The sequence below is a fragment of the Brevundimonas abyssalis TAR-001 genome (assembly GCF_000466985.1).
GTDB lineage: Bacteria > Pseudomonadota > Alphaproteobacteria > Caulobacterales > Caulobacteraceae > Brevundimonas > Brevundimonas abyssalis.
Genome location: NZ_BATC01000015.1, coordinates 1 through 20,483, shown reverse-complemented (window position 1 = coordinate 20,483; position 20,483 = coordinate 1). Strand labels below are relative to the sequence as shown.

Genomic DNA, 20,483 nt, shown 5'->3' with positions numbered 1-20,483 from the left:
TCAGCTGTCGAGTCGCGGTAACGTCGAAGAGAACGCCCCGTTTCATCCGGGCGCGCAAGCCGGGGGCGTAATGACCGACAACACCACCGAGGCCGAGCCCGTTCGTCCGCGCCTGCGCGACCTGAACGATCCGCTGACTCCGGCCCTGTTCGCCCTGGCGGTGTTCGTCAGCGCGGCGCTGGTGTTCGTGGTCCAGCCCATGGTGACCAAGCTGGTGCTGCCCTCGCTGGGCGGCTCGCCGGCGGTGTGGAACACGGCCATGGTGTTCTTCCAGGGGGCGCTGCTGGCGGGCTACGCCTACGCCCATGTGCTGCAGCGCATCCGGTCGATCCGGGGGCAGGTGATCACCCATCTGGTGCTGCTGGTCATCGCGGCGCTGTTCCTGCCGCTGAGGATCAACGGGCTGCTGGGGGACCCGGACCCGTCGGCGCCCATCACCTGGCTGTTGCTGACCCTGGCGGTGTCCATCGGCGCGCCGTTCGCGGTGCTGTCGGCCACCGCGCCCTTGATGCAGGCCTGGTACGCGCGGGTGCGGGCCCACGAGCCGGACGGCAAGAACCCCTATGTGTTGTACGCCGCCAGCAATCTGGGCAGCTTCCTGGCCCTGTTGTCCTATCCGGTGGTGATCGAGCCGATCCTGACCCTGACGGGTCAGCGGATCAGCTGGAGCGTGGGGTATGGCCTGTTCACGGCGCTGGTGCTGGGGCTGGCGTTCGTGGTCTGGCGACGCCGGACCCAGGCCGCGCCGCCCGAGCCGCTGGCGCCGACCGCGCCGATCCCGTGGCGGACCAAGGGGCTGTGGGTGCTGCTGGCGGCCGCGCCGTCCAGCCTGATGCTGGGCGTCACCGCGCACCTGTCCACAGACGTGGCCTCGGCGCCGTTCCTGTGGGTCATCCCGCTGGCGCTGTACCTGCTGACCTTCATCATCGCCTTCCAGGCGCGGCCATGGATTCCCCTGCCGGTGACCTTCCTGGTGCAGGCGGCGCTGGTGGCCTCGCTGATCGGCATGCTGCCGTTCCAGAGCGGCGAGTGGGCCTTCATGTTCCTGGTCCACATCGCGGCGTTCTTCTTCACCGCCCTGATGTGCCACCAGCTGCTGGCGGCGCGGCGGCCGCCGCCGGACCGGCTGACCGAGTTCTATCTGCTGCTGTCGCTGGGCGGGGTGCTGGGCGGGATCTTCAGCGCCCTGATCGCGCCGGTGGTGTTCGAGGTGGTGCGGGAATATCCGCTGGTGCTGATCCTGACGGCCCTGTTCCGGCCGTGGGGGCGGGGACGGATCACCATCCGGAGTGGGTCTGGCTGGCCGCGGTGGTTCCGCTGACCCTCGCGCCGCCCGCCATCTATCTGGCGCTGAGGCTGAATCCGGAACTGCTGGCGGCGGTGGGATGGGATTCGGCCATGGCCGTGTCCCGGTTCGCCTTCCTGCTGGCGGCCATCAGCGCGTTCATGATCCGCGACCGGGCGCCGTTGTTCGCCGCCGCCCTGGTGATGATCAGCCTGTCGGCGCACCATGTGGCGGGCCGTTACGACTGGCAGCATTCGGAGCGCAGCTTCTTCGGCGTCATGCGGGTGGCCGAGTTCAATGATCCGGGCATGGGCGGGCCGGTGCGCATGCTGATGCACGGCACCACCCTGCACGGGGCCCAGGCGACCGATCCGGTGGAGGCGTGTCTGCCTTCACTCTACTACGCCCCGTCCACGCCGATCGGGCAGGTGACGGACGCGCTGCAGATCGCCCGCCCGGCTGTGTCCATCGGGGTGGTGGGTCTGGGGACGGGGGCCATGGCCGCCTATCGCCGCCCGGCGGACGATCTGACCTTCTTCGAGATCGATCCCATGGTGGACCGCATCGCCCGCGATCCGACGTGGTTCACCTATATCAGCGACTGCGCCCAGGGGCCGGTTGAGACGGTGCTGGGCGACGCGCGTCTGACCCTGGCCTATCAGCCGGACGACCGGTTCGACCTGCTGCTGATCGACGCCTTCTCTTCGGACTCGATCCCGACGCATCTGCTGACCCGCGAGGCCATCGCCGACTATCTGCGGGTGGTGAAGGACGACGGGGTGGTGGTCCTGCACCTGTCCAACCGGCATCTGGAGCTGGCCATGCCGACGGTCAACGCCGCGCGGCTGGCGGGCGCCCACGACCGGCACCAGATCTATGTGGAGCGCGAGGGCCTGCCGGTCATGGCGGAGGCGTCGACCGAGGCCCTGATCCTGTCACCGACCGAAGAGGGCCTGGCCCTGTTCGCCGACGATCCGCGCTGGAAGACCATCGCGCCCAACGACGTGCGGGCCTGGACCGACGACTATGTGAACGTGGTCGGCGCCCTGACGCGGCAGATCAGGTTCGAGCGGGGAGGGTGATCGAGACCACCGCCTGGGCGGCCAGGCCTTCCTGACGCCCGGTGAAGCCCAGGCCCTCGCTGGTGGTGGCCTTGACGCTGACCGCGTCCAGCGGGACGTCCAGCAGCGCCGCGAGCCGCTCGCGCATGGCCAGCCGGTGCGGCTTGATCTTCGGCTGTTCGCAGATCAGCGTCACGTCCACATTGACGATGCGGCCGCCGCGCGCGCGCATGCGCTCAAGGGCGTGGATCAGGAACTGGTCGGAGGCCGCGCCCTTCCATCGGGGGTCGCTGGGCGGGAAGTGATCGCCGATGTCGCCGTCGCCCATGGCGCCGAGGATGGCGTCGGTCAGGGCGTGCAGCCCCGCGTCGGCGTCTGAATGGCCGACCAGCGCATGATCATGGGGAATGGCCACGCCGCACAGCCAGGCGGTGTCGCCGGGGCCCCAGCGGTGCACGTCGTAACCCTGTCCGATGCGGGTCTCGCGCGCGATCATCTGTTCAGCCAGGGCGAAATCCTCCGGATAGGTCAGCTTCATCAGGCGCGGGTCGCCGGGGACCAGGCGCACGGTTCCGCCCGCACGCTCCACCACCGCCGCGTCGTCGGTGGGGCTCTCGCCGGCCGGCCAGACGGCCCAGGCGTCGCGGAAGGTCTTCAGGCGCGCCGCCTGCGGCGTCTGGGCCCGCCACAGGCCCTCGCGCGGCTCGGTCGCGGCCACGAGGCCGTCGGCGCCCTCGCGTTTCAGGGTGTCGGGGACGGGCAGGGCCAGCAGGGCGGCGTCGGCGCCGTCCAGCGCGTCCAGCAGGCGGGCGACGTGATCCGCCGTCAGGAAGGGCCGCGCCGCGTCGTGGATCAGCACGGGCGTATCGTCCCTCGCGGACAGGGCGGCCAGTCCCGCCTGTACGGACTCCGCCCGCGTGGCGCCGCCGGCCACGGCGCGCCAGCCGGACAGGCCGGTCAGGGCCTCGGCGGCCTGATCCTCGGCGCCGCCCGGCACAACCACCACGACCTCATCGGCGCCCGCATCCAGAAGCGCGCCCACCGACCACGCCAGCAACGGCCGTCCGCCCAGAGCGCGCCATTGCTTGGGGCCGCCCGCGCGCGAGCCGGAGCCCGCCGCCACCACGATCGCTGAGAAACTCATGACGGCCTTCTAGCCCAAATGCGGGTCGGAACAATCGATCACGTCGTTCGCTTTCTGTGATGAAAGAGGGAGTCCGCCATGATCCGTCCGTTCGTCGTCGTCGCGTCCGCCGCCGCCTTGCTGGTGGCCGCCTGCGCCAGCCTGTCGCCCTATGGGCCGCAGATGGGCGGCTCGGGCCAGGGCTATTCGGAGCAGCGCATCGAAAGCGACCGCTGGCGCGTCACCTATCGCGGCGTCGGCGATCCCGGTCCGGTCGCGGACTACGCCCTGCTGCGCGCGGCCGAACTGACGCTTCAGAACGGCGACGAGTGGTTCGAGGTGACCCAGCGATGGATCGACGGGCGCCCCAGCCAGGGCGGCGTCCGGCCCAGCGTCTCCATCGGCGCCGGATCGGGCAGCTACGGCGGCTATCGCACCTCGGGCGTCGGCGTCGGCCTTGGCCTGAACATCTCGGGCGACCAGCCGACCTCGACGGTGATGGAGATTCGCACCGGCGACGGCCCCCGCCCGGACCGTCCCGAGGTCTATGACGCCCGCAGCGTGCGGGACTCGCTGGGCGCGCGCTACTAGACCCTACCCCGCGTCAGGTTGCGGTATTCCACCAGGCGCTCCTTGTCGCGGCGGACCTGGTCGGCCACGGCGTTGTCCACGTCCAGCGAGGCGTAGCGGACCCAGCCTTCGATGCCGAGCTTGTCCTGAATGGCGCCCACCGGGGTTTGCCACAGGAAGTAGGACATCCACGACACCCCGGCGCCCAGCACGATGGCGAGGCCCTGCAGGATGCGGAATTCCATCTCGTTCACGCCGGGCACGGGCTCCAGCACGGCCAGCCAGAGCCACAGCAGGAACACCAGCGGCGTCATGAAGCGGCTGAACCAGCGCATCCAGTAGCGCTCGCGCCGCACCCGCCACAGCTCCATCTGGACGAACTTCTCCAGATATTCCATGCGCGCGCCCAGCCACATGGTCAGGCGGGTCAGGTACATGGCGCGCTGGCCCCAGCCCTTGCCGTCGGTCTGGAACTGGGTCTCGGCCTGGTCCGCCACGGCGCGGGCGTTGGTGAACAGGTTCTGCAGCTCGCGCGTCCGCTGCACGATCTCTCGCGACAGTTCGTAGGAGTCGTTCTCCAGCCGGAAGCGGTACTGGGTGAACAGGATGGCGTTCAGGCCCCAGTACAGGGCCACGGTCAGCACCATGGCGATGGCCGCCATGGCGACCCCGGCGGTGGTCGTCCCGGTCCAGTCGGTGAACCAGGTCGGGCCCAGCGTGGCCAGCAGGGTGAAGGCGATCAGGGCCAGGGCCTGATTCATGCGTTTGATGGCCACATGGGTGCACAGGCGCCGGAACACCGAGCGCCCGTAGCGGTGGATGCGGCCGCGCATGTCGGACTCGACCGGAAAACGTTCCTGGATCTGGCGATGGAACAGGACGTGGAAACGGTCCGGCTTTCCGTCGCTCTCCCAGAAGGGAAAGATGTCGAGGGGCTGGTTGAAATACTCGTCGATGTGATCCGAGATGTGCTGGATCGCCTCGGGATCGTTGGAGAAATACTCGCTTTCCTGAATCGGCCGGTCGATGCCGTCGCGCGAGCGGGTGTGGCGGGCGTCGGGGTCGCGAACGGGAGCGGGCGCGTCGCGGTCAGGCCGGTCGGCCGCCCCCGGCGGGGGCGGGGTCGCCACGGCGCCCATCACCGGCGCAGGCTGATGCAGGGGATGGGCCATGGGCTCCACGGTCGGCTCCGGCACAGGCGGCGCCACCGTCGGCTCATGCGAATCCTGTTGCGACATGCCTGTTCCCCAAACCTTGTTCCGCAAGGGTTCTACGATGAAAGTCGGGGCCGAGCCATCCAGCTTCGCCTTGGGCGCGAACCAAGCTTAACCCTATCGGCGAACCGCCCGGGGGCAAATGAACTTTGAGAAAGTTCAGAACGGCCAGCGGGCCATGGCGGCGGCGAAGGCCAGCAAGGGCAGGAGCAGGAGCGCTTCGATCCCCAGCCAGCGGCGGACCCTGGCCACATCGGCGGGTTCCGGCTGGAAGGCGGGATCAGCCTTGCGGGCGCGGCGCCAGGCGATGAACCGGAGCGTGGGAATGATCGAGGCGGCTGCGATCAGGCCGAACACGGCGAGCTTGGCCCAGAAGAAGGGGTTGGCCTCATAGAACATCCAGCCCTTGCCGCCCCAGATGACGCGGGAGACGCCGACGATCAGCACCAGGGCGGCCGCGCCGCCGACGCCGGCGTCCAGATGCCCGAGCCGGTCCACATCAAGGGGCGCCGCGCGCAGCAGGACCCGTTCGCCCATGATCATGGCCACGAGGCCGAAGACCAGGATGTGGTGCAGGATGGCGAGGGTCAGGTCCAGCATGGGAAAGCGCCTTCACGGGCGAGTCGGAAACAGCGTAGGTTGGCATCATGACACGATTTCTGTTGGTGGCGGCGGGCGGCGCGGCGGGGGCCATGGCGCGCTACGCCCTTGGGCTGGCGGCGGCGCGGCTGGCGCCGGGCGTGGCCTGGCCTCTGGGGACCTTCACGACCAATGTGGTGGGCGGGCTGCTGATGGGGCTGCTGGCGGGATGCTGGCGCTGAAAGCCGGGTCGGGCGTGGATCACGAGCGCCTGCGCCTGCTGCTGGGGGTGGGGCTGCTGGGCGGCTTCACCACCTTCTCCGCCTTCTCGCTGGAGACCGCCCTGATGATCGAGCGGCGGCAGCTGGGGCTGGCGGCGGGCTATGTGGGCCTGTCGGTGGTGCTGTCGGTGGCGGCCCTGTTCGCGGGGCTGATGATCGCCCGGCGCCTCTGGTAGCCAGGATGGCGCCGCGCGCGTGACGGCCTATAAGGCGGCCATGAGCCGTGAAGTGAAAACCCTGTATGTGGCCGAGGCCGAGGACGGCATCCGTCTGGACCGCTGGTTCCGGCGGCGCTGGCCGCACCTGTCCCATGTGCAGGTGCAGAAGATGGCCCGGTCGGGCCAGATCCGCGTGGACGGATCGCGCGCCAAGCCGGAGGACCGGCTGACCGCGGGCGCCGCCGTTCGGGTGCCGCCGATCCCCGATCCGGTGGAGAAGACCCCGGGCGAGCGGCCGACCCTGAGCGACCGGGACGTGGCCTATGCCCGCTCGCTGGTGCTGTTCGAGGACGACATGGTGATCGCCCTGAACAAGCCCGCCGGGCTGGCGGTGCAGGGCGGGACCAAGACCACCAAGCACGTGGACCGGCTGCTGTCGGCCTGGGGCGAGGGGCTGGAGCGGCCGCGTCTGGTGCACCGGCTGGACCGGGACACCTCGGGCGTCCTGCTGCTCGGCAAGGGGCCGGAGGCGGCCAAGCGGCTGGCGGGGGCCTTCGCCCGGCGTCAGGCCAAGAAGACCTACTGGGCCATTGTCATGGGCGCGCCAAGCCGGGGGCCGGGCAGATCGATCTGGCGCTGAAGAAGTCGGGCATCAACGATTTCGAGATCATGCGGCCCGCCGATCCGAAGGAGCACGGCGCAGAGCCGGCGGAGACCGCCTTCGCCACCATCAGCCGGGCGGCGCACCGGGCCAGCTGGATGGCGCTGCGGCCGTTCACGGGACGGACCCACCAGCTGCGGGCGCACATGAAGGCGATGGGGCATCCCATCCTCGGCGATCCCAAATACGGGGACGAGGCGTCGAACGAACTGTCGGGTCCGCTGAAGCTGCAGCTGCATGCGCGGCGGATCGAGCTGGACCACCCCGGCGGCGGCAAGCTGATCGTTGAGGCCCCCTTGAGTCCCGAGATGAAGGCCGGCTTCGCCCATTTCGGCTTCTCCGAGGATGAGGCGGAGCAGGATCCCTTCGCCGGGGTCAAGCGCATCCGATGACGCCGGATCAGGCCATGCGGGCGCAGCAGGCCGCGGCCCTGCTCAACCAGCGGCGTTTCGCCGAGGCCCTGGATCTGCTCGCGCCGCTGGCCTCGACGCTGCCGGGCGAGGCGGACATCCGTCACCTGTTGGGCGCGGCGCTGGCGGGGACGGGGGACGCGGCAGGAGCGGAACGGGCGCTGCGCGCCGCCCTGACAATCAATGCCGCCCATGTGCACGCCGCGGTCGATCTGGCCCGGCTGCTGGCGGCCCAGGAGCGGCATGAGGACCTGCTGGCCGCCACCGAGGCTGCGGCGGCGGTGGAGCGCCCCCGTCTGGCCTTGCTGGATTTGCGGGCCCAGGCTCTGCAGGCGCTGGACCGGGCGGCGGAGGCCCTGGCGGTGCGCGAGCGGCAGGTGGGGCTGGCGCCGGACAATCCGGTGGTCCACCACAATCTGGCGGCGCTGCTGGGGGACATGGGTCATGCGGACCGGGCCGAGGCGGCGGCGCGCACAGCCTTCGCCAAAGGCGGCGACGCGCCCGAGACCTGGCTGGCCCTGGCCCGCGCCCTGCAGAAACAGGCTCGCTACGACGAGGCGGACGCGGCCTTCGCCGAGGTGCTGACGCGGCGCCCGCTGGCCCTGGACGCCCTGCGGGATCAGGCCCAGCTGGTGTGGATGCGGACGGGGGATGCGGCGGCGGCGTGCGCGCGCATCGACCGGATGATTGTCGAACACCCGGACGTCAGTCCGCTGCGGGCGCTCAAGGCCAAGGTGCTGACCTATGCGGGCGATCCGCGCGGGGCCTATGAGGCCATGACGGCCGGGCCGCTGAGCGATGCGGCGGGCCATCTGGCGGCGTCGCGGGCGGCGGTGGCCTTTGATGCGGACAAGGCCCTTGAGCATGCACGGACCGCCGTGGGCATGGCGCCGGAGCAGGAGGACGCCCGGCGCGGACTGGTGGAGGCCCTGCTGGCCGTGGGGGCGGCGGAGGAAGCGGCGTCGATGGTGGAGGCCATGTTGCGCGACCGGCCGCTGGATCAGTACCTGCTGGCCTTTCAGGCGACCCTTTGGCGGCTGCTGGACGATCCGCGCCTGTCCGAGTTGTGCGACTATGAGGCGGTGGTGCGGGGCTGGCGCATCGACACGCCGGACGGCTGGCCGGATCTGGACAGCTATCTGGCCGAGCTGGCCGAAACGCTTCGGGGCCTGCATCGGCTGAAGACCCACCCGCTGGACCAGTCGCTGAGACACGGCACCCAGACCAGCATGGACCTGCTGGTCAGCGAGGAGCCGACGGTGCGGGCCTTCTTCAAGGCCATCGACGGCCCCATCCGGCGGCACATGGCGCTGCTGGGGCAGGGGGACGATCCCCTGCGCCGCCGCAACACCGGCGCCTATCGCATCAAGGGAGCCTGGTCGATCCAGCTGCAGCCCGACGGGTTTCATGCGGACCATCTGCATCCTGACGGCTGGCTGTCGTCGGCCTGCTATATCGCCCTGCCGGACGCGGTCGAGGGGGCGGGGCGCGAGGGCTGGATCCAGTTCGGGCGGCCCGGCATTCCCACGGCGCCGTCGCTGGAGGCGCAGCATTTCATCAAGCCGGAGCCGGGGCTGCTGGCGCTGTTCCCGTCCTACATGTGGCATGGGACCGTGCCGTTCTCGGGGGACCAGACCCGGCTGACCATCGCCTTCGACGTGGTCCCCGCATGAGGCCCGCAGCCGATGCGCCGCTGGCGGTGTTCGACATCGACGGGACCCTGGTGGACAGCCGGGCGGCGATCCTTGAGGCGGCGGTGACGGCGGCGCGGACCGTGGGGCTGGCCGAGCCGGGCTATGAGGCGGTGCGCCAGATCGTGGGGCTGTCGCTGCACGAGGCGCTGCGCCAGCTGGCGCCTGAGCTGACCGACGCCGAGCTGGCCGAGTTCGTGGCGGCCTATCAGGGCGCGTTCCGGAGCATGCATGAGCGGCCGGGGTTCGAGGAGCCGCTGTATGCCGGGGCCATGGACCTGCTGGACCGGCTGAGCCGGGACGGGTGGCGGCTGTCGCTGGCCACGGGCCAGTCGCGGCGGGGGGTGGAGCGGAACCTGGCGCGAGCGGGCTGGGCGGACCTGTTCCTGAGCAGCCACTGCGCCGAGGACGGGCCGGGCAAGCCGGACCCGGCCATGCTGGTCTGCGCCATGGATGTGTGCGGCGGGGCGCCGGAGCGGACGGTGATGATCGGCGACACCAGCCACGACATGCGCATGGCCCTGAACGCGGGGGTCCGGCCGCAGGGGGTGGCCTGGGGCTTCCACACGGCGGACGAGGTGCTGGCGTCCGGAGCGGTCCATGTGGCCGAGGACTTCCCGGGGCTGGAGCAGGCGCTGCACGCCTTTGCCGCGGGGCGTCGCGCGGCGTGACGATTCCCACAACCAAGTCCTTGGAAATGCGTTACATCCCCATGATGAAAACCTTGAGCGTTTCCGTGATCTGCCTGTCGGCCCTGGCCCTGAACGCCTGCACGGCGGCCCGTTCGGCGGGGGACGGGGTGGGGACGGTGCGCGACGCTTCGCCGATGCCGCCACCGCCCCGCTGGAAGACCTGAACCTGCGCCGCGACGCCATTCCGACGGTGCTGCTGCAGGCCCAGGCGGCGCCCTATGACATGCGCAATCTGGAGCGCTGCCCGGCCATCGCGGCCGAGGTGCGGCGGCTGGACGACGCCCTGGGACCGGACCTGGACGAGCCCACGCCCCAGGACGGCTCGCTGAACAGCGAGATCGCGGCGGACGCGGCGGCGTCGGCGACGCTGGATGCGATCCGCGACACGGCCACCGACTTCATCCCCCTGCGCAGCTGGGTGCGGCGGCTGAGCGGGGCGGAGCAGCACAGCCAGCAGGTGCAGTCCGCCATCCAGGCCGGACGGCAGCGCCGGGCCTTCCTGAAGGGCATGGGCATGCAGCGCAACTGCGCCCCGCCCGCCGCGCCGAGCTGGTTCACGCCCCGTCGGGGGTGAAGTCTCAAGCTTGACCGAGCCTGATTGATCCTCCAACCGAGAGACGGGGGTAGCGATGGCCACACACAAAGCACTGAAGGCGCTCGTGAGCTTTGATGGGCGCACACGTCGACGGGACTGGTGGTTGATCTGGATTGGTCTTGCCGTCATTCAGACGTCGCTTTGGGCTCTGCTCAGCAAGATGATCTTCGGCGCATGGCCGTCGCCATTTGATCCGAGCCTTTCGCAAGGTGAGGCCGCGCTCAGTCTTGGTGTGCTCTTGGTCTTTCTTTGGCCTTTGACAGCATTGTCGATGAGGCGTGCGCATGACCGCGACAAGAGCGGCTGGCTGGTGCTTGTGTCAGCGCCCTTGGCTATTGCCGATGGGATCGCCATGCTCATCGCGCCGGATTTGATGATGTCGCCGATGGCGCCTCCGTTCTCCACCCTGGATATCGCCAAGCATGTCTTCACTTCGGTGTACCTCATCATCGGATTTTGGCTTCTGGTCACCCTCGGCTTCCTCGACGGCACGCCCGGGCCCAACCGATATGGCCCGTCCCCCAAGGGCATTGGTCAGAAGGACTAGGTTTCCCCCCGCGTCGATTGACTCTCCGTCGGCCCGAACACCCGCTCGAAGCTCGCCTTCAGGGCCGCGTCGGCGTCGTCCATGGTCGCGATCAGGCCCAGGTCGGCGAGGCTGGTGACGCCGTGCTCGCGGATGCCGCAGGGGACGATGCCGTCGAAGTGGGTCAGGTCCGGCTCCACGTTCAGGCTGATGCCGTGGAAGCTGACCCAGCGGCGCACCTTGACCCCGATGGCGGCGATCTTGTCCTCGCGGGCCTGGGCCGACCCGTCGTCGCCGACGAAGCGGCGCTCGACCCAGACGCCGACGCGGCCGTCGCGCACGTCGGCCTCCACGTTGAAGGCGGCCAGGGCGCCGATAATCCACTGCTCGAGCCCGCGTACGAAAGCGCGCACGTCGCGGCCACGCCGGTTCAGGTCCAACATCACATAGGCCACCCGCTGGCCCGGGCATGGTAGGTGTACTGGCCGCCGCGCCCGGTCTGGAACACCGGGAAGCGGGCGTCGATCAGGTCGTCGGCCTTCGCCGAGACCCCGCCGGTGTAGAGGGGCGGATGCTCCAGCAGCCAGATCATCTCCTCCGCCTCGCCCGCATGGATGGCGGCGACCCGGTCCTCCATGAAAGCCACGGCCGTCTCGTAGGGGACGGGGGCGAGGGCCGTGACCCACTGAACCGGCCGCCCGTCGTCGCGGCGCAGGCGGGTCAGATCGGGCGGAGAACTTAACGGCTGGGAAAGCATGATCGGCCCAATGTGGCGGCAGGGGGCAGCCATGCAAGACCAGATCACCCCAGTAACCGCGTCAGTACACCCGATGAGTCAGATTGAATCCGTAAACGTCGAGATCTCCGTGGTGCTCGGTCGCTCCGTGCTGCCCATGGCGCAGCTGTTGCGCATGGGCCGTGGCGCGGTGATCCCCCTGGACGCCGGAGAGCACGAAGAAGTGTGGATCCTGGCCAACAACCACCCCGTGGCCCGCGGCGAGATCACCATCAACGACGACCGCATCGCCATCACCGTGACCCGCCCGGCGGACCTGTACGACTACATGGCCGGCGCGGCGTAGGGCGGAGCTCCTCCCTCCGTCATTCCCCGGCTTGACCGGGAATCCAGAAACACTGGACGTTCGGAGGTCGCTCGGCCCTGACGGAGCGTCTGGACCCTCCGGTCAAGCCGGAGGGTGACGGGTTTGATGGGGTCACGGCCCCTGTCCCGGGTGGTGAGACTCCGGCGGCGAAAAAGAGTGCAACGGGAGTCTCGCGGTTTCGGCGTCGAGCGTCTGTTCGGCGCGGGCGGTGACGGCCTGCAGCGCGGCGATGAGGCGGGCGAGATCCCTGGCGGGCAAGGGATCGGGGACCGCGTCGGCGGCGGGGGCGTCCGGTGGTGGGTCGTCGGCGGGGGGTGGTTGGTGAGACTCCGGAGCGGAAAAACAGTGCAACGGGGGTGCAACGTCCCCACCCAGGGCGGCGGTCTCCGCCTGACGGGCGGCGGCGGCCAGATGGGTGGTCAGGCGCACCAGATCGTGCGTGGGGTCCGGTTCGGGCGCGGACGGCGAGGGCGGTTCGGGTTCGGGCGTGCGGGGCTCGGGATCGGAAAAACAGTGCAATGGCCGTGCAACGTCTTCTTCCCCGGCGGCGCTTTCGGCCGCCTCGCGGGCCTCGATCTCGGTGAAGGGCACGAGGGGCTTGAGCTCCTTGTAGAGGCGCAGCCAGCCGCGGGCCTGGATCAGCTGCCCGGCGGCCACGGCGGCCTGGACGTGGGACCAGCATTTGTCGACCATCTGCGAGGTGGTGAGGGGCGTCCCCGATGGCGCCTCCGGCGCCTCGGGGATGACAAGGGGCTCGTCCTGCGCCGGCGGCGCCGGGTCGGGCGCGAGGGAGGGGGCGGGCTGGTCGGCGCGGCGCCAGCCTTCCTTTCGGGCGCGCCAGCGGAAGGTGCGCAGGCTGAGGCCGTGGCGCTCACAGACCTCGGGCGCGCCGCCCCCGGCCAGATAGTCGGCTTTGGCGGCGGCCCAGCGGGCGCGGGCTTTTGCGGTGTCGAAGACGGGCGGGCTGTCAGGCAGATATCGAATGGACATCCCGCCAGTGTGAGGCGCCCCCGGGCGCGGCGGTGAAAAAGGCCGAATTTCGAGGACCGGGCCTTGTTTCACAAGGGATTGGCCGTCGGAAATGCGGGATTAACAAGCGGTAAGTGGACGCGGAGGCGATTGCCCGTCTTCTCTTTCAGCGGTGGCGCGGCGCCCGGTCCGAACAGCGGATAGGGTCTCCACGATGATGAGGGATCGGCGGATGGCGGCGGGTGCGGACAATTGGGTGTTCAGGTCGTCCGGCGGCATCGACCGTCTGGAGGCGCGGTTCACCGGCGTCGCCTTCGCACCGCATCGACACGACACCTATGCGATCGGGATCACCGTGGCCGGGGTTCAGACCTTCGACTATCGGGGCGCGTCGCGCCATTCGCTGCCCGGCCAGATCGTCGTGCTGCATCCGGACGAACTCCACGACGGGCGCGCGGGCGACGGCCTCCCGTTTCAGTACAAGACCGCCTATGTGGCGCCGGCCGATATCCAGAGGGTTCTTGATGGCCGCCCGCTTCCGTTCATCAAGGGCGACGTATCGGACGATCCGGGGCTTCACCGCGTGGTCTGTGAACTGCTGGACGATCTCGACAGCCCCATGGAGGATCTTGAGCGCGAGCAGGCGATCACGGATCTGACGGCGGCCTTGTCGCAGGCGTCCGGCGCGGACCTGCCGACCGGGGTTCAGAACCACGCCGCCGTGCTGCGGGCGCGCGATTTCATCGAGGCGAATCTGGATCGCGCCCCGACGCTCGCCGATCTGGAACAGGCCGCGCACTATGATCGCTGGCGGCTTTCGCGTGATTTTCGGGCCCTGCTGGGCGCAAGTCCCTACCGCTATCTGATCTTCCGACGGCTCGACCGGGCGCGCGGGATGATGAGCCGGGGCGCAGGGCTCGCCCAGGTGGCCCAGGCCGCCGGATTTGCCGACCAGAGCCATTTCACCCGGCATTTCAAGAAGACCTACGGCATGACGCCGAGAATCTGGGCCGCCATGCACAGACGTTCAAGATCAGCCTGAACCGCGTGGTCTATCCCGGCCTGTCCCGACACCGGAGCCTGGCCATGACCGACGAGATCAATCCCGCAGAACAGCGCGGGGCCCTCCAGCCGGAGGGGCCGGAAAGCACGAAGGCCATGATAGGCCGGCGCAGGGCCGCCGCCGAGCTGGCGGCGTTCGGCGCGCTGGCGCTGATCCTTCGCATCGCCTTTGACCCGCTGTTCTGGCGGTTCGCCGGGCCTGTGTCGCTGATCGCGACCCTGGTCTGCCTGGCGATTTATCTGCGCCGAAGGGGGGAGGGATGGTCATCGGTCGGCCTGATCCCGCTCAGGGGCGTCAAGGCCAAGCTGCTGGTCCTGCCGCAAGCCCTGCTGGTGTTCGGCTTTTTCGCCGCCGCCGTCACGGTCGTCCTGTACGGCGGAGAAGCGCTCGGCTGGACGTTCCTGAAAACCGTTCCCGAGGCGTCGGGGATCGCTGGGGCGACGTCGAAGGCAGCTTGCCCATGCTCCTGCTATGGCTCGGGATTGTCTGGACCGCGGCCGCGTTCGGGGAAGAGATGTTTTTTCGCGGCTTTCTGGTGACCCGCGCCCTGGCGCTGTTCCGTGGCGTGCCCCTCGCCCCCGTATTCGCCGTTCTGATCCCGGCCCTGTTGTTCGGACTCGGGCATTTCTACTATCAGGGCCTGCGCGGGCTGGTGACGACGGCGGCCATCGGCATCGCGTTCGGCGCCGCGTTCCTGCTGTTGAAGCGCAACCTCTGGCCCATCGTGCTCGTCCACGGCGTCGTCGATACGATCAACTTCATCGTGTTGTATCTGGGGGCGGACGCTGAGTTTCGCCCGGCGCACCCGCGCGTGTCTTACTCCGGCAGGATTGCGGTGGTGGTCACGGTCAGACTTCCAGCCTCGCCCGGAGCGAGGCCGCCGGGCTGGCCTCCGCCGATCCACAGCTCGACGGGGCCGGGCAGAATCCGTCGCACGCCGCGGTCGTCCACCGTGCTGAGGCTGCGCGGGTCCAGGGTGAAGGCGACGCGGCGCTGTTCGCCCGGGGCCAGGGACACCCGCCGGCGCCGGCGAGCGCGCGCAGGGGCGCCCCTTCGATGCCCGGGCGGCTGATGTAGAGCTGCACGATCTCGTCGCCGGCCCGATCGCCGGCGTTGGCGACGACGACGCTGACTTCAACCGCTTCATCGGCGCGGATGTCGCCGGGGCTCGCCTGAACCCCGCTGTAGGCGAAGCGGGTGTAGGAGAGGCCGTGGCCGAACGGATACAGAACCGGCCCGTCAAAGTAGCGGTAGGTCCGGTTTTCCATGCTGTAGTCGGTGAAGGCCGGCAGGTCGTCTTTGGAGCGATAGAAGGTGACCGGCAGCCGCCCGGAGGGATTGACGTCGCCCGCCAGAATGCGGGCCACCGCATCACCCCCCTGACCCCCCGGATACCAGGCTTCCAGAATCGCGGGGAGATTGCGGTCCGCCCAGTTGACGCTCAGGGCGCTGCCGTTGACCAGCACGAGGATCACGGGCTTGCCGGTGGCGTGAAGCCGCTCCAGCATGGCTTGCTGCGGCGCCGGAAGGTCCAGGCTTGTCCGGTCTCCGCCCGAGAAGCCGGGTGTGGACAGCGGGAGCTCCTCGCCCTCCAGCTGAGCCGTCAGGCCGCCGACGAAAATGACCAGGTCTGCGTTGCGCGCCGCCGCCTCGGCCCGGGCGCCGCCGGGATCGGACGGCGGACTCCAGAGCAGCCGCTCCTCGCCCCGGGTGGTGCGCTGGAACGCCTCGACGCGCAGACGATAGGTCTGCCCGCGCCTCAGGCGGACCGTGCCGGCGACGATGGCGGGGCGCCAGTCCACATTCCATGCGTCCACCACGGGCGCATCGTCGATGAAGACCCGGTAGCCGCCGTCGGCGGCGTAGCGGAAGACGTAGTCGCCGTCCTCCGGCGCCGTAAGCCACGCCGTGTAGCGGACCGCGCCGCTGCGCAGGATCCCTTCCCATGTCTGTTCGACCGAACCGGCATGGTCGGTCGAAACCGGCGATCCCTCGAAGGCGCGGTCGCTGAAGTGCTCGACGCGGACGCCCGGGGCGCTGCAGGCGGCGTCGAGGCACAGCACGTCGCCTGGCAAGGGCTCGAGCGCCCGATCGATCAGCCCGGCGCCTTCCACATAGGTCACCTCGGCCTGGGGCCAGCGTCGACGCACGCCGTCCAGGATGGTCACCGGCTGTGACGGATCACCGTTGTAGTTGCCCACGAGGGCCGCGAGGCTGTCTGCGTTCGGCCCGATGACGGCGATGCGGCCGGGGTTGTCTCCCAGCGGCAGCAGGCCGTCGTTCCTGAGCAGGACGATGCCGCGCTCGGCGGCGGTCCGGGCCAGTGCGCGCCCTTCGGCGGTGTCGAAGTCGGCCGCCGTGATGGACGGGAACACGCGCGACGGCTCGTCGAACTGGCCCAACTGCATCCGCGCGGTGAACAGGCGCACCAGGGCCCGGTCGATCACCGCCTCGTCCAGCAGGCCGTCCCGCACCGCCCGCACGATGGCCTCGCCGTCCTCCGCCCCGCCGCAGATCAGGTCCATGCCGGCGTTGAAGGCGACGGCGACCGCCTGTTCCGGCGTGGGGACGTAGGCGTGTCGATCCGCGGCATGGATGTCGAGCACCGCGCCGCAGTCGGAGACCACGAAGCCGTCGAAGCCCCAGGCCTCGCGCAGATAGTGGGTCAGGAGGGGCTCATTGGCGCAGGCGGGCGCGCCGTCCACGGCGTTGTAGGCGCACATCATCGAGCGGGCCCCGCCCTCCATCACCGCCGCGCGGAAGGCGGGCAGGTAGGTGTCCGCCAGATCGCGGGCGCTGGGGAGGATGTCGTCCCGGTGGCGGCTCGCCTCCGGACCGGAGTGAACGGCGAAATGCTTCGGGGTCGCGATGGTGAGGGCGTAGTCGGGGTCATCCCCCTGCAGGCCCTGCACGAAGGCGACGCCGAGACGGGCGGTCAGATAGGGGTCTTCCCCATAGGTTTCCTGGCCCCGGCCCCAGCGCGGATCACGGAAGATGTTGATGTTGGGGGACCAGACGGTCAGCCCCTCGAACCAGTCCGAGCCGCCGAAGCGATGGCGGGCGTCCAGATATTTGGCGCGGAACTCGACGCCGATGTGCGCCGCCACCCGGCGCACGAACGGCTCGTCGAAGGTGGCGGCGAGACCGATGGCCTGGGGAAAGACCGTGGCGTAGCCGCCGCCGCCACGCCGTGCAGGCCCTCGTTCCACCAGTTGTACTCGCGGATGTTCAGCCGGGGGATGGCGGGCGCGTCGTTGAGCACCTGATACGCCTTCTCCTCCAGCGTCATCCTTGCGACCAGGTCGGCGGCGCGCGCTTCCGCCGGCAAGCCATGGTCCTGGTAAGCAGGCCGCTGGGCCCCCGGAAGCTGGGCCTGACCGACGCCCGGCCACGCCAGCACCCCGATGACGGCGACCGCCGCAGCGGCGGACGCAACTCCAGACATGACTTGGCGCACCTCAAACCTCCCGACCATCCTATTTGTCTGACTATTGCGCGTCCGGGCCGCTCTGGCCAGCCTCGCCTGCCGGAGCCCGCCCGCCGGAAGCGGCGGCCACCAAATTCACCCACATCCGACCCGCTGCGCGGGGGCCCTTTGCCTTGAGGGGAGGCGAAGTGGGGAGAATGGGTTGCTGTTGCGAACGGCCCTTTCCTTTCGGGTCATCCTCGGCTATTGCCCCCGCTCCGATGCGAGCGGTCGTGGCGGAATTGGTAGACGCGCAGCGTTGAGGTCGCTGTTCCCTAACCGGAGTGGAAGTTCGAGTCTTCTCGACCGCACCATCACCTCAAGAGCCGAGTGATCGGCTCCTGGTCCCATATCCGTCATTCCCGGCCTGCGCCGGGACTTCGTGATCGCGGGGACAAGCCCGGCGATGACGGGTAGGGTGGGGGTTCGTATCGGCGGATCAGCCGCTTGCAGGGTTTGCCCCGAAGCCGACCACAGGACTGACCTGCTGAAAGGGGAGGACGCTCGTGACCATTGACGACGTGCGCGAAGCCCCGGCCGGTCCTGACCCCGAACACGACGAAGACGAACACCTGGGCGAGGACTACGCCCTGACGGCCGCCTTCGTGGAGAAGGTGATCGACGCGGCCGACGCCGGGGACGGCGAGCGTCTGCGCGATCTGCTGGAAGACCTGCACCCCGCCGACATCGCCGACCTGATGGGCTTCCTGACGTCCGAGCACCGCTCGGTGCTGGTGCTGTGGCTGTCGCCCCACGTGCTGGCGGAGGTGCTGCCCGAACTGGACGACAGCATCCGCGAGCAGGTGCTGGAGCGGCTGCCCTCGGGCGCCTGGCCGAGGCGCTGCAGGAACTGGATTCCGACGACGCCGCTGCGGTGGTGGAGGAGATGGAGGACGACCAGCGCCGCGCGGTGCTGGCCGCCATGCCCGAACAGGACCGGGCCGCCATCGAGAGCTCGCTGGGCTACGAAGAGGACACCGCCGGGCGCCTGATGCAGCGCGAGGTGATGGCGGCGCCCGAGTTCTGGAGCGTGGGCGACACCATCGACCACCTGCGGGCCCAGGGCGAGGACCTGCCCGAGCTGTTCTTCGACATCTATGTGGTGGACCCCCAGTACCGGCCCGTGGGCGGGGTGGCGGTGAGCCGCCTGCTGCGCTCGGCGCGGGAGGTGAAGCTGTCCGCCCTGATGGAGCCGGTCAACGAGATCGAGGTGCACCAGGACCAGGAAGAGGTGGCCTACATCTTCGAGAAGTACCACCTGATCTCGGCCCCGGTGGTGGACGTGGGCGGGCGGCTGGTGGGCCAGATCACCGTCGATGACATCGTCAACATCATCCAGGAAGAGAACCGCGAGGACATCCTGCGTCTGGCCGGCGTGTCCGACGAGGGCCGCGACGCCAGCGTCATGGGCGTGGTGCGCTCGCGCATTCCCTGGCTGATCATCAATCTGGGCACGGCGGTGGCCGCCTCGCTGGTGATCGGGGCGTTCGCCGAGGAGATCGAGGCGCTGGTGGCCCTGGCCATACTGATGCCCATCGTGGCCTCCATCGGCGGCAACGCCGGGGTCCAGGCCATGACCGTGGCGGTGCGCTCGCTGGCGGCGCGCGAGCTGTCGGCGGCCAATGCGGTGCGCATCGTGCGGCGCGAGGTGGTGGTGGGGTTCCTGAACGGGGCGGCCATCGCGGTGCTGCTGGCGGCCATCGCGGCGGTGTGGTTCGGCATGCCGATGCTGAGTCTGGTGATCGGGCTGGCGGTGACCATCAATCTGGTGGCCGCGGCCCTGGCGGGGGCGCTGATCCCCATGATCCTGGAGCGGCTGGACCGCGACCCGGCGGTGGCCTCTCCGGTCTTCGTGACATGGATCACCGATACGGTGGGCTTCTTCACCTTCCTGGGACTGGCCGGGCTGATCCTTCTGTAGGGCGGCATCGTCATCACCGGGCCTGTCCCGGTGATCCATACGCCCTGAACCGACGGGGTGCGCCGGGACGGTTTGAACATCCGGGCTTTTGACGGATCCGGCGAGGGTATGGATGGCCGGGACAAGCCCGGCCATGACGAACAAAAAAATGTGCGCTCTTCCATGCAGGATGCACCGGGCGGTGGGCGGCCCGGAGCTTGCTGGTTCCCCGTCAGGGCGAACCCGCCCGTCTCATTCTGGGTCAGGACCTTTGTCGCAGATCGACAAGCCGAAGCTGAAAGTGTCCCGCCGGGGCCTGGAGCTCATCAAGAGCTTCGAGGGCTTCCGCGCGCGCGCCGAGCGTCTGGCGGACGGCCGCTGGGTCGTGGGTCACGGGCATACGCTGTCGGCGCGCGAGGGCGCCGAGGTGTCGGCGGCGGACGCCGAGCTCCTGCTCCAGTACGATCTGCTGCCCATTCTGAACGCCATCGCCGAGCGCATCGCCCTGCCGCTGAACCAGCATCAGGTGGACGCCCTGGCCAGCTTCGGCCAGGCCGTGGGGCTGGAGCGGTTCCTGGCGTCGGAGGTGCTGGTCTGGGTCAATGCGGGCGAGCCCGAGGACGCGGCGCGGGCCCTGATCGCCTGTGACGCCCCGCCGCTGACGCCGGCGCCCGATCCCGCCGCGCGCCGCCGTGCGGCCGAGAGTGCGCTGTTCCGGCATGATCCGGGACAGGAGGCGGATCTGGCGGCGTTGCTGAATGCGCCCGCCCCGCCGCCCGCGCCGGTTCCGGAGACGCCGGAGACGCCGGAGGAGCGCCCGGCGGAGCCTGAAGACACTCCGGAGCCCGAGGCCAACGGGGCCCGCGCCCTGGCCGTGGCGGCCCTGCTGGGCGAGACCCCGGCTGCGGCGCTGGACGAAACCCCGGAACAGACGGCGGAGCCTGAAGCCGAGGCGGAGGGTGAGCCGGAGGCCGCGCCCGAGGGGGAGGCTGACGCGCCCGCCGAAGAGGCTCCCATCGTGACGCCGACCTTTGCGGCGCCTGCAGAGGCCTCCGCGCCCGAGCCGGTGGTCGCCGCCAATGAGAACGGCGCGGACGAGATCGCTGCCGAGGCGGCTCCTGAGCCCGAGCCCGAAC

Annotated in this window: 19 protein-coding genes, 1 tRNA gene and 5 pseudogenes; 18 read left to right on the top strand and 7 right to left on the bottom strand. The window is 69.8% G+C overall.

What is annotated here, in order from left to right; all coding sequences use genetic code 11:
* The first annotated feature begins 70 nt into the window (after window positions 1-70).
* A complete protein-coding gene (locus MBEBAB_RS17380) occupies window positions 71-1,321 on the top strand; it encodes a hypothetical protein (RefSeq protein ID WP_242397104.1) in 1,251 nt (416 codons plus the stop codon).
* Window positions 1,261-2,367: a spermidine synthase gene (locus tag MBEBAB_RS17375; protein ID WP_242397103.1), complete on the top strand. Its 1,107-nt coding sequence runs from the start codon at window positions 1,261-1,263 to the stop codon at window positions 2,365-2,367. Before MBEBAB_RS17380 ends, MBEBAB_RS17375 begins: the two co-directional genes overlap by 61 nt.
* On the opposite strand, the gene MBEBAB_RS06010 is transcribed toward MBEBAB_RS17375, so the two are convergent.
* Complete coding sequence (locus MBEBAB_RS06010; RefSeq protein WP_021697051.1) at window positions 2,345-3,490, bottom strand: bifunctional 2-C-methyl-D-erythritol 4-phosphate cytidylyltransferase/2-C-methyl-D-erythritol 2,4-cyclodiphosphate synthase; 1,146 nt, start codon at window positions 3,488-3,490, stop codon at window positions 2,345-2,347. The two genes, MBEBAB_RS17375 and MBEBAB_RS06010, sit on opposite strands and share 23 nt — an antisense overlap.
* 78 nt (window positions 3,491-3,568) lie before the next feature.
* On the opposite strand from MBEBAB_RS06010, the gene MBEBAB_RS06005 reads away from it, so the two are divergent.
* Window positions 3,569-4,060, top strand: coding sequence for a CC0125/CC1285 family lipoprotein (locus MBEBAB_RS06005; protein WP_021697050.1), 492 nt, complete (start codon window positions 3,569-3,571; stop codon window positions 4,058-4,060).
* On the opposite strand, the gene MBEBAB_RS06000 is transcribed toward MBEBAB_RS06005, so the two are convergent.
* Window positions 4,057-5,277 carry a hypothetical protein gene (locus MBEBAB_RS06000; protein ID WP_045318940.1) on the bottom strand — a complete coding sequence of 407 codons (1,221 nt, stop codon included), beginning with the start codon at window positions 5,275-5,277 and terminating at the stop codon, window positions 4,057-4,059. The two genes, MBEBAB_RS06005 and MBEBAB_RS06000, sit on opposite strands and share 4 nt — an antisense overlap.
* A gap of 135 nt (window positions 5,278-5,412) precedes the next feature.
* Window positions 5,413-5,853: a DUF2214 family protein gene (locus MBEBAB_RS05995; protein WP_021697048.1), complete on the bottom strand. Its 441-nt coding sequence runs from the start codon at window positions 5,851-5,853 to the stop codon at window positions 5,413-5,415.
* Between the two features lie 47 nt (window positions 5,854-5,900).
* On the opposite strand from MBEBAB_RS05995, the pseudogene crcB reads away from it, so the two are divergent.
* From crcB to MBEBAB_RS05965, 7 genes and pseudogenes are all read left to right on the top strand, one after another.
* A pseudogene (gene crcB / locus MBEBAB_RS05990) lies at window positions 5,901-6,289 on the top strand (fluoride efflux transporter CrcB).
* 40 nt (window positions 6,290-6,329) lie between these two features.
* Window positions 6,330-7,324 (top strand): annotated as a pseudogene (locus tag MBEBAB_RS05985) (RluA family pseudouridine synthase).
* A complete protein-coding gene (locus MBEBAB_RS16680) occupies window positions 7,321-9,015 on the top strand; it encodes a putative 2OG-Fe(II) oxygenase (RefSeq protein WP_021697044.1) in 1,695 nt (564 codons plus the stop codon). Before MBEBAB_RS05985 ends, MBEBAB_RS16680 begins: the two are co-directional and overlap by 4 nt.
* Complete coding sequence (locus MBEBAB_RS05975; RefSeq protein ID WP_021697043.1) at window positions 9,012-9,704, top strand: HAD-IA family hydrolase; 693 nt, start codon at window positions 9,012-9,014, stop codon at window positions 9,702-9,704. Before MBEBAB_RS16680 ends, MBEBAB_RS05975 begins: the two co-directional genes overlap by 4 nt.
* A 41-nt stretch (window positions 9,705-9,745) precedes the next feature.
* Entirely contained in the window at window positions 9,746-9,889 is a 144-nt protein-coding gene (locus tag MBEBAB_RS17370; RefSeq protein ID WP_242397102.1) for a hypothetical protein, read from the top strand.
* 26 nt (window positions 9,890-9,915) lie between these two features.
* Window positions 9,916-10,299, top strand: coding sequence for a hypothetical protein (locus MBEBAB_RS05970; RefSeq protein ID WP_021697041.1), 384 nt, complete (start codon window positions 9,916-9,918; stop codon window positions 10,297-10,299).
* 55 nt (window positions 10,300-10,354) lie between these two features.
* Window positions 10,355-10,867 carry a DUF805 domain-containing protein gene (locus tag MBEBAB_RS05965; protein WP_081703437.1) on the top strand — a complete coding sequence of 171 codons (513 nt, stop codon included), beginning with the start codon at window positions 10,355-10,357 and terminating at the stop codon, window positions 10,865-10,867.
* On the opposite strand, the pseudogene lipB reads toward MBEBAB_RS05965, so the two are convergent.
* Window positions 10,864-11,603: pseudogene (lipB, locus tag MBEBAB_RS05960) on the bottom strand (lipoyl(octanoyl) transferase LipB). The gene MBEBAB_RS05965 and the pseudogene lipB sit on opposite strands and share 4 nt — an antisense overlap.
* Before the next feature lie 73 nt (window positions 11,604-11,676).
* On the opposite strand from lipB, the gene MBEBAB_RS05955 reads away from it, so the two are divergent.
* Window positions 11,677-11,928, top strand: a complete 252-nt coding sequence (locus tag MBEBAB_RS05955; RefSeq protein ID WP_045318939.1) for a FliM/FliN family flagellar motor switch protein — start codon at window positions 11,677-11,679, stop codon at window positions 11,926-11,928.
* A gap of 132 nt (window positions 11,929-12,060) precedes the next feature.
* Here the strand turns inward: MBEBAB_RS05955 and MBEBAB_RS16100 are convergent, their stop codons facing one another.
* A complete protein-coding gene (locus MBEBAB_RS16100) occupies window positions 12,061-12,939 on the bottom strand; it encodes a hypothetical protein (protein WP_021697037.1) in 879 nt (292 codons plus the stop codon).
* Between the two features lie 211 nt (window positions 12,940-13,150).
* On the opposite strand from MBEBAB_RS16100, the gene MBEBAB_RS05945 reads away from it, so the two are divergent.
* The 3 genes and pseudogenes from MBEBAB_RS05945 to MBEBAB_RS18610 form a co-directional block, all read left to right on the top strand.
* The gene (locus MBEBAB_RS05945) at window positions 13,151-13,960 is read left to right on the top strand and encodes an AraC family transcriptional regulator (protein WP_045318938.1); all 810 of its coding nucleotides are present in this window, start codon (window positions 13,151-13,153) and stop codon (window positions 13,958-13,960) included.
* A gap of 44 nt (window positions 13,961-14,004) precedes the next feature.
* On the top strand, window positions 14,005-14,520 hold the full coding sequence (locus tag MBEBAB_RS17365) for a hypothetical protein (RefSeq protein ID WP_021697035.1): 516 nt from the start codon (window positions 14,005-14,007) through the stop codon (window positions 14,518-14,520).
* A pseudogene (locus tag MBEBAB_RS18610) lies at window positions 14,442-14,672 on the top strand (CPBP family glutamic-type intramembrane protease); the annotation flags it as partial. The gene MBEBAB_RS17365 and the pseudogene MBEBAB_RS18610, both read left to right, overlap by 79 nt.
* A gap of 125 nt (window positions 14,673-14,797) precedes the next feature.
* Here MBEBAB_RS18610 and MBEBAB_RS17360 read toward each other — a convergent pair.
* Both MBEBAB_RS17360 and MBEBAB_RS05935 read right to left on the bottom strand, forming a co-directional pair.
* Complete coding sequence (locus MBEBAB_RS17360) at window positions 14,798-14,998, bottom strand: fibronectin type III-like domain-contianing protein (RefSeq protein WP_242397101.1); 201 nt, start codon at window positions 14,996-14,998, stop codon at window positions 14,798-14,800.
* Between the two features lie 242 nt (window positions 14,999-15,240).
* A pseudogene (locus tag MBEBAB_RS05935) lies at window positions 15,241-17,190 on the bottom strand (glycoside hydrolase family 3 C-terminal domain-containing protein); the annotation flags it as partial.
* Between the two features lie 484 nt (window positions 17,191-17,674).
* On the opposite strand from MBEBAB_RS05935, the gene MBEBAB_RS05930 reads away from it, so the two are divergent.
* The 4 genes from MBEBAB_RS05930 to MBEBAB_RS05920 all read left to right on the top strand — a co-directional run.
* A tRNA-Leu gene (locus MBEBAB_RS05930) sits at window positions 17,675-17,761 on the top strand.
* A 192-nt stretch (window positions 17,762-17,953) separates the two neighbouring features.
* A complete protein-coding gene (locus tag MBEBAB_RS18300) occupies window positions 17,954-18,439 on the top strand; it encodes a magnesium transporter MgtE N-terminal domain-containing protein (protein ID WP_306301996.1) in 486 nt (161 codons plus the stop codon).
* Window positions 18,322-19,368, top strand: coding sequence for a magnesium transporter (gene mgtE, locus MBEBAB_RS05925; protein WP_306301995.1), 1,047 nt, complete (start codon window positions 18,322-18,324; stop codon window positions 19,366-19,368). Before MBEBAB_RS18300 ends, mgtE begins: the two co-directional genes overlap by 118 nt.
* 250 nt (window positions 19,369-19,618) lie before the next feature.
* On the top strand, window positions 19,619-20,483 hold an 865-nt coding region (locus MBEBAB_RS05920), incomplete at its 3' end, for a lysozyme (protein ID WP_045318937.1).